Source organism: Stenotrophomonas sp. Marseille-Q4652 (genome assembly GCF_916618915.1).
GTDB lineage: Bacteria > Pseudomonadota > Gammaproteobacteria > Xanthomonadales > Xanthomonadaceae > Stenotrophomonas.
In genome coordinates, this window is the sequence record NZ_CAKAKE010000001.1 from 3211776 (window position 1) to 3228588 (window position 16813).

The 16813-nt window shown below is 68.7% G+C and carries 11 protein-coding genes; 2 read left to right on the top strand and 9 right to left on the bottom strand.

Going from position 1 to position 16813, the window contains the following annotated elements; all coding sequences use genetic code 11:
- Positions 1 to 3165 carry an efflux RND transporter permease subunit gene (locus LG380_RS15205; protein WP_225766239.1) on the top strand — a complete coding sequence of 1055 codons (3165 nt, stop codon included), beginning with the start codon at positions 1 to 3 and terminating at the stop codon, positions 3163 to 3165.
- Positions 3166 to 3277: 112 nt separating this feature from the next.
- Positions 3278 to 6253 (top strand): diguanylate cyclase, encoded by a 2976-nt coding sequence (locus LG380_RS15210; RefSeq protein ID WP_225766240.1) that lies wholly within the window; start codon positions 3278 to 3280, stop codon positions 6251 to 6253.
- Positions 6254 to 6263: 10 nt separating this feature from the next.
- Here the strand turns inward: LG380_RS15210 and gdhA are convergent, their stop codons facing one another.
- The 9 genes from gdhA to ilvC form a co-directional block, all read right to left on the bottom strand.
- Complete coding sequence (gene gdhA / locus LG380_RS15215) at positions 6264 to 7607, bottom strand: NADP-specific glutamate dehydrogenase (RefSeq protein WP_225766242.1); 1344 nt, start codon at positions 7605 to 7607, stop codon at positions 6264 to 6266.
- Between the two features lie 88 nt (positions 7608 to 7695).
- Positions 7696 to 8754: a 3-isopropylmalate dehydrogenase gene (leuB, locus tag LG380_RS15220; RefSeq protein ID WP_225766244.1), complete on the bottom strand. Its 1059-nt coding sequence runs from the start codon at positions 8752 to 8754 to the stop codon at positions 7696 to 7698.
- Positions 8744 to 9322, bottom strand: a complete 579-nt coding sequence (leuD, locus tag LG380_RS15225) for a 3-isopropylmalate dehydratase small subunit (RefSeq protein WP_225766245.1) — start codon at positions 9320 to 9322, stop codon at positions 8744 to 8746. The genes leuB and leuD overlap by 11 nt, the downstream gene beginning before the upstream one ends.
- On the bottom strand, positions 9322 to 10740 hold the full coding sequence (gene leuC / locus LG380_RS15230; protein ID WP_225766247.1) for a 3-isopropylmalate dehydratase large subunit: 1419 nt from the start codon (positions 10738 to 10740) through the stop codon (positions 9322 to 9324). The genes leuD and leuC overlap by 1 nt, the downstream gene beginning before the upstream one ends.
- Before the next feature lie 27 nt (positions 10741 to 10767).
- Positions 10768 to 12315 carry a 2-isopropylmalate synthase gene (locus LG380_RS15235; protein ID WP_225766248.1) on the bottom strand — a complete coding sequence of 516 codons (1548 nt, stop codon included), beginning with the start codon at positions 12313 to 12315 and terminating at the stop codon, positions 10768 to 10770.
- Entirely contained in the window at positions 12312 to 13403 is a 1092-nt protein-coding gene (locus LG380_RS15240; protein ID WP_263973786.1) for a threonine dehydratase, read from the bottom strand. The genes LG380_RS15235 and LG380_RS15240 overlap by 4 nt, the downstream gene beginning before the upstream one ends.
- A 105-nt stretch (positions 13404 to 13508) precedes the next feature.
- Positions 13509 to 13766, bottom strand: a complete 258-nt coding sequence (locus LG380_RS15245) for an ACT domain-containing protein (RefSeq protein WP_225766250.1) — start codon at positions 13764 to 13766, stop codon at positions 13509 to 13511.
- Positions 13750 to 15471, bottom strand: coding sequence for an acetolactate synthase 2 catalytic subunit (gene ilvG / locus LG380_RS15250; protein WP_225766252.1), 1722 nt, complete (start codon positions 15469 to 15471; stop codon positions 13750 to 13752). Before ilvG ends, LG380_RS15245 begins: the two co-directional genes overlap by 17 nt.
- Positions 15472 to 15512: 41 nt before the next feature.
- Entirely contained in the window at positions 15513 to 16487 is a 975-nt protein-coding gene (gene ilvC, locus LG380_RS15255; RefSeq protein ID WP_225766254.1) for a ketol-acid reductoisomerase, read from the bottom strand.
- Positions 16488 to 16813 lie beyond the last annotated feature (326 nt).

A 16813-nucleotide genomic window follows, 5' to 3' on the forward strand; every position in this document is an offset into this window, starting at 1 on the left:
ATGCGCCGCTTCAATCTTTCCGAGTGGGCGCTGGGCAACCGGCCGCTGGTGCTGTTCGCGATGCTCGCCTTTGCGGTCATCGGCACCTGGTCGTACCGGCACCTGGGCCAGTCCGAGGATCCGCCGTTCACCTTCAAGGCGATGGTGGTGCAGACCAAGTGGCCCGGCGCGACCGCCGACCAGGTGGCGCGCCAGGTGACCGAGCCGATCGAGAAGGCGCTGATGAACACCGGCAAGTACGAGTTCATCCGCTCGTACTCGCGCCCCGGCGAGTCGCAGGTGATCTTCATGGCGCGCGACAGCATGCGCTCGAAGGAAATCCCGGACCTCTGGTACCAGGTGCGCAAGAAAGTCGGTGACATCCGCCCGACGCTGCCACGCGAGATCATCGGCCCGTTCTTCAACGACGAGTTCGGCGACACCTTCGGCAACATCTACGCGCTGACCGGTGCCGGCTTCGACTACGCGGTGATGCGCGACTATGCCGACCGCATCCAGCTCGAGCTGCAGCGGCTGGATGACGTGGGCAAGGTCGATCTGCTCGGCCTGCAGGACGAGAAGGTCTGGATCGAGTTGTCCAACACCAAGCTGGCCACGCTCGGCGTGTCGATGGCGGCCGTGCAGCAGGCGCTGGCCGACCAGAACGCGGTGGTGGCCACCAGCTGGTTCGAGACCCCGACCGACCGCGTGCAGCTGCGCGTGAGCGGCCAGTTCGACAGCGTCGAGGACATTGGCCAGTTCCCGATCCGCGCCGGCGACCGCACCGTGCGCCTGGCCGACATCGCGCAGGTCAAGCGCGGCTTCGCCGATCCGGCCGCGCCGAAGATGCGCTTCATGGGCGAGGACGCGATCGGCATCGCGGTGGCGATGAAGGACGGTGGCGACATCCTGCGCCTGGGCAAGACCTTGGACAGCGAGTTCGATCGGCTGCAGCAGACGCTGCCGGCCGGCATGCAGCTGCGCAAGGTCTCCGACCAGCCGCATGCGGTGCAGGACTCGGTGGGCGAGTTCGTCAAGGTGCTGACCGAGGCGGTGGTGATCGTGCTGCTGGTGAGCTTCTTCTCGCTGGGCCTGCGCACCGGCCTGGTGGTCGGCGTGACCATCCCGCTGGTGCTGGCAATGACCTTCTTCGTCATGCACCAGTTCGACATCGGCCTGCACAAGATTTCGCTCGGCGCGCTGGTGCTGGCGCTGGGCCTGCTGGTGGACGACGCGATCATCGCTGTGGAGATGATGGCCACCAAGATGGAGCAGGGCTACGACCGCCTGCGCGCGGCCAGCTTCGCCTGGGAGTCGACCGCGTTCCCGATGCTGACCGGCACGCTGATCACCGCCGCCGGCTTCCTGCCGATCGCCACCGCCGCCTCCAGCACCGGTGAGTACACCCGCTCGCTATTCCAGGTGGTGACCATCGCCCTGGTGGTGTCGTGGATCGCCGCGGTGCTGTTCATCCCTTACCTGGGCGACAAGATGCTGCCGGACCTGTTCAATCCGCAGCCGCCCAAGCCGCGCAGCCTGGCCGGGCGCTGGCTGGCCGCGCGCGAGCGGTGGGCCGACCGCCATCCCGCATTTGCCAACCTGGTCCGGCCCAAACAGCACGGACATGACCACGATCCGTACAAGAGCGCGTTCTACCAGCGCTTCCGCGGCTTCCTCGATACCTGCCTGCGCCATCGCTGGCTGGTGATCCTGGCCACGGTCGGGTTGTTCGTAATCTCGCTGCTGCTGTTCCGCTTCGTGCCGCAGCAGTTCTTCCCGGATTCGACCCGCCCCGAGCTGATGGTCGACCTGGAGCTGGCCGAGGGCGCCTCGCTGCGCGCCACCGAGCAGCAGGCCGCCAAGCTCGAGGCGCTGCTGGCAAAGCGCGAGGGCATCGCCAACTACGTGGCCTATGTCGGCACCGGTTCGCCGCGCTTCTACCTGCCGCTGGACCAGCAGCTGCCGGCGACCAACTTCAGCCAGTTCGTGGTGCTGGCCGAGGACATCCATGCCCGCGAGCAGACCCGCGACTGGCTGCTCAACGAGGTCGTGCCGCAGTTCCCGGACGTGCAGCTGCGCGTGACCCGGCTGGAGAACGGCCCGCCGGTGGGTTACCCGATCCAGCTGCGCGTGTCGGGCGAGCACGTCGAGCGTGTGCAGGCCATTGCCCGTGAAGTGATGGAGAAGGTGCGGCAGAACCCGCACGTGGCCAACGTCAACCTGGACTGGAGCGAACCGAGCAAGGTGGTACGGCTGCAGATCGACCAGGACCGTGCCCGCGCGCTGGGCGTGAGCAGCGCGCAGGTCGCGCAGTTTCTGTCCAGCTCGCTGGCCGGCATGAGCGTGAGCGCCTACCGCGAGGGCAACCGGCAGATCGAGATGCTGCTGCGTGGTCCGGAAGGCGAGCGCGCCGAGCTCGAGATGCTCGGCAGCCTGGCCATTCCCACGCCCAGCGGCACCGCGGTGCCGCTGTCGCAGGTGGCCACGCTGGAGTACGGCTTCGAGGACGGCATCATCTGGCACCGCGATCGCCTGCCGACGGTGACGGTGCGCGCCGACGTCGCCGGCGACGTGCTGCCGCTGGGCGTGGTCGAACAGATCCTGCCCACCCTCGATCCGATCCGCGCGCAGCTGCCCGAGGGCTACCTGCTGGAAGTCGGCGGCACCATCGAGGACTCGGCGCGCGGCCAGAACTCGATCAAGGCCGGCATGCCGCTGTTCCTGATCGTGGTGGCCACCTTGCTGATGCTGCAGCTGCGCAGCTTCTCGCGCGCGGCGATGGTGCTGGTCACTGCGCCGCTGGGCATCATCGGCGCGACGTTGTTCCTGCTGCTGTTCCGGGCGCCGTTCGGCTTCGTCGCGCTGCTCGGCACCATCGCGCTGGCCGGCATGATCATGCGCAACTCGGTGATCCTGGTGGACCAGATCCAGCAGGACATCGATGCTGGCCACGACCGCTGGCACGCGATCATCGACGCCACCGTGCGCCGCTTCCGCCCCATCGTGCTGACCGCGCTGGCCGCGGTGCTGGCGATGATCCCGCTGTCGCGCAGTGCGTTCTACGGCTCGATGGCGATCGCGATCATGGGCGGGCTGATTGTCGGCACGGTGCTGACCCTGGTGTTCCTGCCGGCGCTGTATGCGGCGTGGTTCCGGGTCAAGCCGGACGAGGCGGTGCACGACTGAATGGGGGCTGTCGGGCTTTGCCCGATAGTCGGCTCGGCGGGCCACTGATAAATTGGTAAGTGCCCGAAGTGGCGCCGATTCCTTACGGCTGCCGCGGGTGCAAAGGACCTGAGTGCCTCTCCCCGACACCCGCCCCGACCCATCCCGGCATACGAGCGCAACGGCCCCCTGGCTGCGCGCCCTGCGTGGGCTTTTCCTGCTGGTGCTGGCGGCGCTGCCGGTCATCGCCGGCGCGGCGGTGCGCATGGTGGTCGAAGACCACACCCTCAGTGGCTGGGATGCCGACGACGGCCTGCCGCACAACCTGGTGCATGCCATCGCGCAGGACGGGCAGGGCTTCATCTGGGTGGCGACCTGGGAAGGTGCCGCGCGCTTCAACGGCCGCTCGTTCACTGCGTTCGACCGCGAGAACACTCCGGGCGCCGAACTGTCCGGCGTCTTCAACTTCATCGTCGAGGACGATGGCTCGATGCTGGTCGGCACCGCCGACGGCGTGTACCAGCGCCGCAACGGTCGCTGGATCGCGCTGGCCGACGGTGTGCTCGCCGGCCGCCGCGTCGATGCGATGGTGCGGGCCCGGGACGGCACGCTGTGGGTGGCCGCGCTCAACCACCTCTACCAGCTCGACGCCGCCGGGCATCTGCACGAACTGCGCGAGCAGCTGGGCCTGCCCGATGCGCGGATCACCGCGCTGGTCCGCGACGACGACGCCCTGCTGATCGGCACCGAACAGGGCCTGTTCCGGGCGGTGGATGGACGGGCCACGCCCTGGGGCACCGAGTCCGGCGTCGGCATGACGATCCGGCAGCTGGCCAGCGATCGCCAGGGCGGCTGGTACCTGGCCACCGACCATGGCATCTGGCGCGTACTGCCCGATGGCAGCAACGAACACGTACGCCCGGGTCGCCGCGCCGATGCGGTGCTGCTCGATCGCAACGGCACGCTGTGGATCAGCGAATCCGGTGGCGCGGTCATCCGTCGCGATCCGTTCGGCGCCGAGACCGCGTTGAGGGTTCCCGGAACGCTCACCGCCGCGCTGGTCGAGGACATGGATGGCCTGATCTGGGTCGGCAGCTCGGCCGGCCTGTTCCAGATCTCGCGCGGTGCCGCGCAGGGTGTCAGTGGCAGCGAAGGTTACGTGCGCTCGGTGATGCAGACCGGCGACGGCGCGATCTGGGTCGGCGATGCCGCCGGCCTGCAGCGCCTGCACCACGGCGTGATCAGCCGCGTCCACCAGCACGACGGCAATGGTCGCGACAGCTCGGTGCCCTCGCTGGCGCGGGCCAGCACGCCGGGCAGCGTGTGGGGCGGCACCTACGACAAGGGCGTGTTCCTGTTCGGCCCCGACGGCCGGGTCCGGCAGCGCATCGACCTCAACCCGGGCCGGACCTCGCCGATGGTGCGCGCGGTGCTCGAGGATGCAAGTGGCACGGTCTGGGTCGGCACCGCCACCCACGGCCTGTACCGCTACCGCGATGGCGAACTGGTCCGCCTGACCGCCAGCGAAGGGCTGCCGGGCGACGCCGTGCAGGTGGTGTTCGAGGATCCGAAGGACGGCGCGATCTGGGTAGGCACCAGTGGCGGCATGGCGCGGATCGCAAAGGATGATTCAATCCGGTCCTGGGCCGAAGGCGTGGATGTCCCGGCGCAGACGGTGTTCGACTTCCTGCGCGACGAGGGCGACGGCGGCCTGTGGATCGCCAGCAACCGCGGCCTGCTGCGCATGCGCGGTGACCGCTTCGATGTCTACGACCACGGTCGTGGCCTGCCCCGTGACAAGGTGTTCCGCATCATCGACGACGGCCACGGCTTCTTCTGGTTGCCGAGCAACCGCGGCGTGTTCCGGGTTGCGCGCAGCGAGATCGAGCAGGTCGATGCCGGCACCCGCCAGCAGTTGTCGGTGGTCGTGGTCGACCAGACCGATGGCATGCCCGGCAGCCAGGGCAATGGCGGCACCTGGCCGGCCGGCTGGCGTACCCGGGCCGGCAACCTGATGTTCCCCACCGCGACCGGCCTGGGCCTGATCGAGCCGGATCGCGTGGAGTACGTGCGCCGTGGGTCGGTGCCGGTGGTGCTGGAGGAAATCAGCATCGACGGCGAGCTCGTGGACACGGCGCGGCCGGTGTCCCTGCCCGCCGGCGCCCAGCGTTTGTCGGTGGGTTATTCCGGCCTGGATTTCCGTGCGCCCGAACGCGTGCGCTACCGCTACCGGATGCGTGGTTTCGATCCGGACTGGATCGAGGCCGGCGCCCGTACCGAGGCGGTCTATACCAACCTGCCGCCAGGCGACTACACCTTCGAGGTGCAGGCCATGCGCATGCCGGTGGAATGGTCGGCGCTGGAGCGCATCGCCTCGGCCAGCATGCCGGTGCATGTGACCCCACCGTTCTGGCGGCACTGGGGCTTCATCGCGGCGGTCACCACCACCGCGGTACTGCTGCTGGCGGGCGCGTGGTGGCTGCGAACCGCGCATTTCCGCCGTCGCCAGCGCCAGCTCAACAGCATCATCGAACTGCGTACCCGCGAGCTGACCGAGAAGAACCTCGAGCTCGAGGCCCACGCCCGCGAGCGCGACGAGCTTATGCGCAAGCTGGCCCACCAGGCCAGCCACGATGCGCTGACCGGGCTGCCGAACCGGCGCGCGGCCGACCGCTACCTGGAAGAGGCGGTCAACCGCGCCCGCGAACAGCACCATCCGCTGTGCGTGGCGCTGCTGGACCTGGACCACTTCAAGGCGATCAACGACAACTACGGCCACGAGGCCGGCGACCAGATGCTGCAGGTGGTGGCGCGGCGGCTGCGCAACCTGTCCGGCGGAAAATTGTTCAGTTCGCGCCATGGTGGCGAGGAGTTCCTGCTGGTGCTGGAGCTGGAGCCCGAGGCCTCGCGTCGCGCGCTGCAGCAGCTGCGTGTGGACATCGCCAGTGACTCGATCACCCTGGCCGACGGCCGCAGCGTGTGCTGTACGGTGAGTATTGGCCTGGCCTGCTACGGCGATGGCCTGGAGATGCCGCGCCACCTGCTCAGCACCGCCGACCGCAACCTGTACGTGGCCAAAGGCCAGGGCCGCAACCGCCTGATCGGCTGAGGCGCGCGGGTCAGTACAGGCCCTGTGCGAGCATCGCGTCGGCGACCTTGACGAAGCCGCTGATGTTGGCGCCATCCACGTAGTTGACGCTGCCATCGGCACGCTTGCCGTGGCGCACGCAGTTGGCGTGGATCTCCTTCATGATCGCGTGCAGGCGCTCGTCGACGTCGGCGTGGTGCCAGCCCAGGCGCAGCGCGTTCTGGCTCATCTCCAGGCCCGAGGTGGCCACACCGCCGGCATTGCTGGCCTTGCCCGGGGCATACAGCGTGCCGGCCTGCTGGAACACGTCCACCGCCTCCAGCGTCGAGGGCATGTTCGCGCCTTCGGCCACGCAGATGACGCCGTTGTCGACCAAGGTGCGCGCGTCGTCGCCGTCCAGTTCGTTCTGGGTGGCGCAGGGCAGGGCGATCTCGGCCGGGATGTGCCACGGGCGGCGGCCTTCGAGATAGTCAAAGCGCGCGTCACCGGCCAGTTCGGCCAGGCGGCCACGGCGTTCGTTCTTCAGCGCCATCACTTCCTGCAGCGCCTCCTCGTCGAAACCATCGCGCGCGTACAGGGTTCCGCCGGAATCGGACAGCGTCAGCACCCGCGCGCCGAGCTCGCGTGCCTTCAGCGCGGCGTACTGGGCCACGTTGCCCGAGCCGGACACCAGCACGCGTGCGCCGTGGGTCTGGCGCCTGGCGTGATGCAGCATCTGCTCGACGAAGTACACCGTGCCGTAGCCGGTGGCCTCCGGCCGCATCAGGCTGCCGCCATAGGACAGGCCCTTGCCGGTGAACACGCAGGAGGCATCGTTGCTGAGCTTCTTCATCATGCCGGCCATGTAGCCGACCTCGCGTGCGCCCACGCCGATGTCGCCGGCCGGCACGTCCGTATCCGCGCCAAGGTGGCGGTGCAGTTCCAGCATCAGCGCCTGGCAGAAACGCATCACCTCGCCATCGCTCCGACCCTTGGGATCGAAGTCCGAGCCGCCCTTGCCGCCGCCCATCGGCAGGGTGGTCAGCGCGTTCTTGAAGGTCTGCTCGAAGGCCAGGAACTTCAGGATCGACAGGTTCACCGACGGGTGGAAACGCATGCCGCCCTTGAACGGGCCAATCGCCGAGCTGTGCTGCACCCGCCAGGCGCGGTTGACCCGCGCATGGCCTTGGTCGTCGACCCAGGTCACGCGGAACTGGATCACGCGTTCCGGTTCGACCAGCCGTTCCAGCAGCGCGTGGCGTGCGTAGCGCGGGTTTTCCAGCAGGAACGGCCACAGGCTCAGCAGCACTTCCTTCACCGCCTGCAGGAACTCCGGCTGGTGCGGATCACGTGCGGCCACGTAGGCCAGGAAGTCGTCGGGGGTACGGTAGTCCATGCGCATGGTCCGGGCAGGGTGGCGCACATCCGGTTACGGCGGTGTCGCCGCCCGGACGCACGCGCAGGGCGGCGACACCGCGTGGGGTTCAGCCCAGCTGTCGCAGCAGCGCTTCGGTGGCCTGGGTGGTGGAGACGGCGCCATCGCGGGCCAGGTCGGCGGTCAGCACGCCGGCATCGAGCACCGCGCTGACCGCCGCCTCGATGTGCGCCGCTTCGGCGTCCAGCCCCAGCGAATGGCGCAGCAGCAGGGCGGCGCTGAGCACGGTGGCATAGGGATTGGCGATGCCCTTGCCGGCGATGTCGGGGGCCGAGCCGTGGATCGGTTCGTAGATGCCGACCTTGCCCTGCCCGCCCAGCGAGGCCGAGGGCAGCAGGCCCAGCGAGCCGGCCAGCATCGAGGCCTCGTCGGTGAGGATGTCCCCGAACATGTTCTCGGTGACGATCACGTCGTAGGCACGCGGCTTGGCGATCAGGTGCATCGCCATCGAGTCGACCAGCTGGTGTTCCAGTTCGACGTCGGGGAATTCCTCGCGGCCGATGCGGGTGGCGATGTCGCGCCACAGCCTGGAGGTCTCCAGCACGTTGGCCTTGTCCACCGAGGTGAGCCTGCGGCGGCGCTGGCGCGCCAGCTGGAAGGCGCTGCGCAACACGCGTTCGATCTCGACCACGGTGTAGCGGCACAGATCGCTGGCGCTGTCGGCATCGCGGCTCTTGTCGCCGAAGTAGATGCCGCCGGTCAGCTCGCGCACCACCACGAAGTCGACGCCGGCCAGCAGTTCGGGCTTGATCGGCGAAGCGTGGATCGCGGCCGGATGGGTACGCACCGGCCGCAGGTTGGCGAACAGCCCCAGCGCCTTGCGGATCGCCAGCAGGCCCTGTTCGGGACGTACCTTGGCGTTGGGGTCGGACCACTTCGGTCCACCCACCGCACCGAGCAGGACCGCGTCGGCCTGGCGGCAGGCCTCGAGCGTTGCGCCCGGCAGCGGTTCGCCGTGGCGGTCGATGGCGATACCGCCGATGTCGTGCTCGCTGAAATGGAACTCGTGGCCGAAACGGGCGGCGATCTTCTTCAGCACTTCCACGGCGGCCACGGTGATTTCCGGGCCAATGCCGTCACCCGGCAGTACGACGATGTCAGCGTGCATGTTCACTCTCGTAGCGTTCGATCTCGTTGACGCGGCCCAGCAGGTAGCCCAGCTGGTCCACGCCCTCCAGCAGGCAGGTCTGCGAGAAACCATCCAGCGGGAACGTGTAGGTCCTGCCGGTGGGGCTGCGCAGTTCGCGCGCGGCCACGTCGATGGTCAGTTCATCGTCCGGTCGCTGCATCAACTCCTGCACGTCGGCTTCGTCGAGCACGATCGGCAGCAGGCCGTTCTTCAGCGAATTGCCGCGGAAGATGTCGGCGATCTCGGAGGACACAATGGCGCGCAGGCCCAGGTCGGCCAGCGCCCACGGCGCGTGTTCGCGCGAGGAGCCGCAGCCGAAGTTGCGCCCGGCGATCAGGATCGCCCGGCCCTGGTTGTGCGGCTGGTTGAACGCGAATTCCGGATTCGGCGTGCCGTCGGCCTGCCAGCGCCAGTCGTTGAAGGCGTGCTTGCCCAGGCCGGCGCGCTCGGTGGTGGACAGGAAGCGCGCGGGGATGATCTGGTCGGTATCGATGTTGGTCTGGCGCAGCACCACGCTGGCCGAAGTCAGGGTACGGAAGCCGGCCATCACGCCACCTCCCTGGCGAACAGTTCGCGGGTATCGGCCACGCACCCGTTCACCGCGGCCCACGCCGCACTCAGCGGCGAGGCCAGCAGGGTGCGAGAGCCTGGTCCTTGGCGCCCTTCGAAATTGCGGTTGCTGGTGCTCACCGCCAGCTGGCCTGGTGCGACCAGGTCACCGTTCATGGCGATGCACATCGAGCAGCCAGGTTCGCGCCACTCGGCCCCGGCGGCGCGCACGATCGCATCAATGCCCTCGGCTTCGGCATCGCGCTTGACGATCTCCGAGCCGGGCACCACCAGCATGCGCACGCCCGGGGCGACCTTGCGCCCGCGCAGCACCTGCGCCACTTCGCGCATGTCACGCAGGCGGCCATTGGTGCATGACCCGACAAACACCACGTCCACCGGCGTGCCGGCCAGCGCATGGCCCGCTTCGAAATGCATGTAGTCCAGGCCCTTCTGCGCGGCGGCATCGGCCGCGACCGGGATCGGTGCATCCACCGCGATCGCGGTGCCCGGATGCGTGCCCCAGGTCAGGGTCGGGCGGATGTCGGCCGCATCAATGTGCACCTCCACGTCGAAGCGCGCGCCCTCATCGCTGCGCAGCTGCTCCCAGCGCGCTACCGCGGCGTCGAACTCGGCGCCCTTGGGGCCACGTGGAGTGTTGGCGACCCAGTCGAAGGTGACCTGGTCGGGGGCGACCATGCCGGCGCGGGCGCCGGCCTCGATGCTCATGTTGCACAGGGTCATGCGCTGCTCCATGTCCATCGCCTCGATGGTGGAGCCGCGGAACTCGATGACGTGGCCGGTGCCACCGTTGACCCCGATCACGCCGATGATGTGCAGCACCACGTCCTTGGCACCGACCCCCGCGGGCAGTTCGCCATCGACGGTGATCGCCATGGTCCTGGCCTTGCGCTGCAACAGGCACTGGGTGGCCAGCGCGTGGCCGACCTCGCTGGTGCCGATGCCGAAGGCCAGCGCGCCGAACGCGCCGTGGGTGGAGGTGTGGCTGTCGCCGCAGACGATGGTCATGCCCGGCTGGGTGAAGCCCTGCTCGGGGGCGATGACGTGGACGATGCCGCGGCTGCTGGAGGCCATGTCGAACAGCTCGATGCCGTGTTCGTCGCAGTTGCGCGCCAGCATCGCCACCTGTGCGGCCGAGGCATCGCTGGCGTAGGGCAGCTTGCCGTCCGGGCCCGGCGGCAGGGTCGGGGTGGAGTGGTCCATCGTCGCCTTGGTGCGGTCCGGGCGGCGCGGGGACAGGCCGCGCTCGCGCAGTTCGGTGAACGCCTGCGGCGAGGTCACCTCGTGGATCAGGTGCAGGTCGATGTACAGCACCGCCGGGGCGCTGTCGCTTTCAGGCACGACGACGTGGGCGTCCCACAGCTTGTCGTACAGGGTCTTGGCAGTGGAGCTCATGGATCGTTCCGTTCTCGGCAGTGCGGCTCAGGCGGTGGCGAAGGCTTCTTTGCGGTGGTGGTCGCGCTGGCGAAGCAGGCGGTTGGCCACGTCCAGCCAGGCCAGGGCACTGGCCTCGATGATGTCACGGCTGGTGCCGGTGCCTTCGTAGGCCTCGCCGTCGTGGCGCACGCTCAGGTTGGCCTCGCCGCGCGCATCGGCGCCGATGCCGACGCTGTGCACGTGGTAGCTGTCCAGCACCAGCTGCACGCCGGTGGCCGAGGCCAGCGCGGCGAACAGCGCGTCCACCGGGCCATCGCCCTGGGCAGTCTCGCTGATGCGGTGGCCTTCCGGATCGGACAGCTCGACCAGCGCGTTGGCACGGCTGCCGACATCGGAGATCGTCATCGAGGCCAGGCGGTAACCGTCGCTGCCCGAGGCGTCCTGCATCAGCGACTGCAGGTCGGCATCGGTGACCACGCGCTGCTGTTCGCACAGTGCCTTGAACTGCTCGAACACCAGCTTCAGTTCCTCTTCCTCCAGCCAGTAGCCCAGCGCACGCAGGCGCGCCTCGACCGCGGCGCGGCCGCTGTGGCGGCCCAGCACCATCTGCGTGTCCGGCCAGCCCACGTCCTGCGGCCGCATGATTTCGTAGGTGTTGCGGTTGCGCAGCATGCCGTGCTGGTGGATGCCCGACTCATGGGCGAAGGCATTGGCGCCGACGATGGCCTTGTTGCGCTGGACCGGCATGCCGACCAGGCGCTGCAGCAGCTGCGAGGTGGCGACGATGCGGCGGGTCTCGATGCCGGTGTCCAGGTTGTAGAAGGCGTTGCGCACCTTCAGCGCCATCACGATCTCCTCGATGGCGCAGTTGCCGGCGCGCTCGCCGATGCCGTTGATCGAGCCTTCCACCTGGCGCGCGCCGCCCTCGATGGCGGCCAGCGAGTTGGCCACGGCCAGGCCCAGGTCGTTGTGGCAGTGCGCCGAGAAGATCGCCCTGTCCGAGCCGGCGGCGTTGGCGATCACGTGGGCGAACATGTTGCGGATCTCTTCCGGGGTGGTGAAACCCACGGTGTCGGGCAGGTTGATGGTGGTGGCACCGGCGGCGATCGCGACCTGGGTCACTTCGGTCAGGAAGTCCAGCTCGGTGCGGGTGGCGTCCTCGGCCGAGAACTCGACGTCGTCGATGTAGCTGCGGGCCAGCGAGACATGCCTGTGCACCGATTCCAGGATCTGCTCCTTGGTCATGCGCAGCTTGTGCTCGCGGTGCAGCGGGCTGGTGGACAGGAACACGTGCAGGCGCGGCTTTGCCGCGGCCTCCAGCGACTTCACCGAGGTCTCGATGTCGCCGGGCAGGCAGCGCGACAGTACCGCCAGGGTCGGCGCGCGCACCTCGGCGGCGATCAACGCAATCGCGTCGCGGTCGGACTGCGAGCTGGCCGGGAAGCCGGTTTCGATCACGTCCACCCCCAGCTCGGCCAGGGCGCGGGCCATCACCAGCTTCTGCGGTGGGGTCATGCTGCAGCCCGGGGATTGCTCGCCGTCACGCAGGGTGGTGTCGAAAATTCGAATGCGGGGATTGATCGGAGTATTCACCAGAGGGTCTCCTCGACAGCGGTAGCGGTGACGGTCTTGCGGATGGATGGGGAAGGGCTGGGTGAAAGGTTGGGCCGGTTGCGCAGCACGTCGGTATTGCGCCGCCGTGGCTTGCGCGGCGGCCGCGGCCGCACTTCCGAAAGCAGGGTGGCCAGTACCGCGGCATCGATGTTGCCACCGGAAACGACCGCGCACTTGCGCTTGCCGGCGACGCGACGGCCCGCAGCCAGCGCCAGCGCGCCGGCACCTTCGGCGATCAGGTGTTCTTCCAGTGCCAGGCGCACCAGCGTCTCGCGCAGTTCGGCCTCGCGCACGATCACCACCTCGTCCAGCAGGCTGGCGCACAGGCGGCGGGTGATGAAGCCGGGGATCTTGACCTTGACGCCGTCGGCCAGGGTCGGGACCGGCGCGATCTCGCGCACGTCGCCGGCGATGGCGCGGGCCATCGAATCGACGCCCTCGACCTGGGCGCCGACCACGCGCACGCCCTGCGATTTCAGCGCCAGCGCCACGCCCGAGGCCAGGCCGCCGCCGCCAATGGGGACGATGACCACGTCGGGCATGTGCGGGGCGATCTCGATGCCGATCGTGCCCTGGCCGGCTATCACGTCCGGATCGTCGAACGCGGACAGGAAGCGGTAGCCATTCTGTTCGGCCAGCTGCAAGGCGAAGGCGTAGGCCTCGTCGTAGCTGTTGCCATGCTGGCGCACGGTGGCGCCCCAGTGGGCGACGCCGGCGATCTTGGTGGCCGGCGCGCCATGCGGCATCACGGTGATGGCCTGCACACCCAGCCGGTAGGCCGACCACGCCACGCCCTGGGCGTGGTTGCCGGCCGAGGCGCAGATCACCGGGCGCTCGTCCCCGCGCTCCAGCGCCGCGAGCATCGCATTGAGCGCGCCACGTACCTTGTAGGAGCCGGTGCGCTGCAGGTTCTCCAGCTTCAGCCAGGTGCCGAAGCGCTCGGCGTAGTGCAGCGGGGTGGGTGTCAGGAAGCGGCGCAGCCGCGCCTGCGCGGCCAGCACATCGGCCACGTCGACCGCGACGCGGCCTACGTCGGGCTCCTGTACGGCCGGGCTGCTGTCAGCCATGGTCGTGATCCGGGGTGGGTTGCATGCGTGCGTCCAGCGTCCACGGGCACGCAAGAAGAAGACGCCTCCGCGACTTGCTGCGCACGGCGGTGGCGACGGTCGCGTTCACGCCGCTGCCCCGGCCGCACTTACGGCGGTGATGCGCACCGACTCGCAGTCGTGCACCTTTTCCAGCTGCAGGCGCAGGGTTTCCGGCGGACGTGCGCCGTTGACCAGCAACTGCAGGTGCCAGCGCCCACCATCGGCTGCATCGGGTGCGCCGGAGATGCCGCACGGGGCAAAGCCACGCCGCTCGACCATGCCGATCACGCGCAGCACCGCGCCCTCGACGGGCTTCAGCACCAGGTCAAGCCGGTATTGCATTGGGGGTCTCCTGCCGGCGGTGGGCCGGATTGCTCTCCAGCATGGTGCTGTTGGCGTTGTTGGGCGGCACCAGCGGCCACACGTTGGCGCGCGCGTCGATGGCCACGTGCAGCAGCGCCGGGCCAGGCGCGGCCAGCAGGTGGGCCAGGCCGTCCTCGATCTGGTTGCGCGCGGTGATGCGCAGCGCGGGGATGCCGAACACCTGCGCCAGCGCGGCGAAGTCCGGGTTGTCGGACAGGTCGATCTCGCTGTAGCGCTCGGCGAAGAACAGCTCCTGCCACTGGCGCACCATGCCCAGCGAGGAGTTGTCCAGCAGCACGATCTTCACCGGCAGGCGGCAGCGGGCGATGGTCGCCAGCTCCTGCACGTTCATCATGAAACTGCCATCGCCGGACACCAGTACCACTGGGCGGTCGGGGCAGGCGAACTGCGCGCCCATCGCCGCCGGCAGGCCGAAACCCATCGTGCCCAGCGCGCCGCTGGTCAGGTGGTTGCGCGGATGGTTGAAGCGGCAGTGCTGGGCCACCCACATCTGATGCTGGCCGACATCGCAGGTGATGATGGTGTCGGCCGGAGCCGCCTCGCTCAGCCGCTTGAGCAGCGCCGGCGCGTAGATGTCGGTGCCCGGCGCGTCGTAACGCGCACCGAAGCGTTCGCGGTTGCTGCTGCAGCGCTGCTGCCAGGCCTCGCAGGCGCTCCTGGCGTTGCGCAGCGCCAGCAGTCCGCTGCGCACGTCGCCGGGAATGGCGATGTCGGCGGAACGCAGCTTGGAGATCTCACAGGCGTCGGCATCCAGGTGGATGACGCGCGCGAACGGCGCGAACTCGGCCAGCTTGCCGGTGGCGCGGTCATCGAAGCGCGCGCCGACCACGACCAGCAGGTCGGACTCCTGCACCGCCATGTTGGCCGCGCGGGTGCCATGCATGCCCAGCATGCCCAGCAGCTGCGGATGGCCGGCCGGCAGTGCGCCCAGGCCACGCAGGGTCAGCACGGTGGGGATGCCGCTGGCCTCGACGAACTGGCGGAACTCGTCCACCGCATCGGCCAGGGCGATGCCGCCGCCGGCGTAGATGACCGGCTTCTCCGCCATCGTGATCGCTTCGATCGCCTCGACCAGCTTCTCCACGTCCGGCACCGGCGGGCGCTCGACCTCGGCCGGTACGTGCGCCGGCAGGTGCGAGGCATCGGCCAGCTGCACGTCCTTGGGCAGGTCGATCAGCACCGGGCCGGGGCGGCCTTCGCGGGCGATGCGGAAGGCCTCGCGCACGACCTCGGGCAGCTGGTCGACGCTGCGCACCAGATAGCTGTGCTTGACGATCGGCATGGTCATGCCGAACACGTCCAGTTCCTGGAACGCATCGGTGCCCAGCAGGGGCGTGCCGACCTGGCCGGTAATGCAGACCATCGGCACCGAGTCGAGCATCGCATCGGCGATGCCGGTCACCAGGTTCGACGCGCCGGGGCCGGAGGTGGCCACGCACACGCCGACCTTGCCGCTGACGCGGGCGTAACCGTTGGCGGCCAGCGCCGCGCCCTGCTCGTGGCGTACCAGGATGTGCTTCAGGCGCGAATCCACCAGCGCGTCGTAGAACGGCATGATGGTGCCGCCGGGGTAGCCGAACAGCGTTTCAACGCCTTCGGCTTCCAGGGCCTGCGTCAACCAGCGGGCGCCATTGGGCGGCGTGCTGTGTGCGGAGGAGTTCATGCTTGCGACCTTTTGCCTTGCGGGTGGGGGAGGGCGCGCGGTTACGCGCCCTGGCTTTGCAGCCAGACCATCTTGGCGCGCAGATCGCGCCCGACCTTCTCGATCGGGTGGTCCAGGTCGGCCTGCTTGAACTTGTTGTAGTTCGGCAGTCCGGCTTCGTATTCGGCCACCCAGTTCTTGGTGAAGGTGCCGTCCTGGATGTCCTTGAGCACTTCTTTCATGCGCTCCTTGGTCGAGGCATCGATCACCCGCGGGCCCGACACGTAGTCACCGTACTGCGCGGTCTCGGACACGAACTCGAGCATGCGGGTGATGCCGCCTTCGTAGAACAGGTCCACGATCAGCTTCAGTTCGTGCAGGACTTCGTAGTAGGCGATCTCCGGCTGGTAGCCGGCCTCGACCAGGGTTTCGAAACCGGCCTGCACCAGCGAGGAGGCACCACCGCACAGCACCGCCTGCTCGCCGAACAAGTCGGTCTCGGTCTCTTCCTTGAAGGTGGTCTTGATGATGTTGGCGCGTGCGCCACCGAGGCCGGCGGCGTAGGCCAGCGCCAACTGCTCGGCCTTGCCGCTCCTGTCCTGGTAGACCGCGTAGATGCACGGCACACCACGACCGATCTCGTATTCGCGGCGCACCAGCGCGCCCGGGCCCTTGGGCGCTACCAGCACCACGTCCAGGTCCTCGCGCGGAGTGATCATCCCGTAATGCACGTTCAGGCCGTGGGCGAACAGCAGGCACGCGCCCTTTTTCATGTTCGGCGCCAGCACGTCCTCGTACAGCTTCTTCTGCACCATGTCCGGGGTCAGCACCGCCACCAGGTCGGCATCACGTACCGCCTCGGCCGGCGACTTGACGGTGAAGCCATCGGCGGTGGCCTTGGCCTCGGTGGGGCCGCCGGCACGCAGGCCGACGACGACGTCGTAACCGGACTCGCGCAGGTTCAGCGCGTGGGCGCGCCCCTGGCTGCCATAGCCGACGACGGCGATCTTGATCTGGGGCTGGGCGTTGCTGGTCATGGTGCGGATTTCCTTGCAGTGGAAAGAAGAACGGCCGGTGCGTCAGGACGCAGCGGCCGTGGAATGACGGGGCAGCGGACGACGGCACGACATGCCGCGGGCCGCGTCGGTGCGGGTCGAACAGTTGGGGGAAGCAGGCTTGGAGTTCATGGTTTCAGGTGAAATCGAGGCTGGAAACGAAAAACCCCGCACCGGGGTCGGTGCGGGGTCTCTGATCGAATCTGGCTTTTTTCGTTTACGCGCCAGCTCGTCCCGCACCTGTGGGTTCGGTAATAAGGACGAGTACGAGGAGCGACGCGACGACAGGTGCCGGAGTCGGGCGCAGC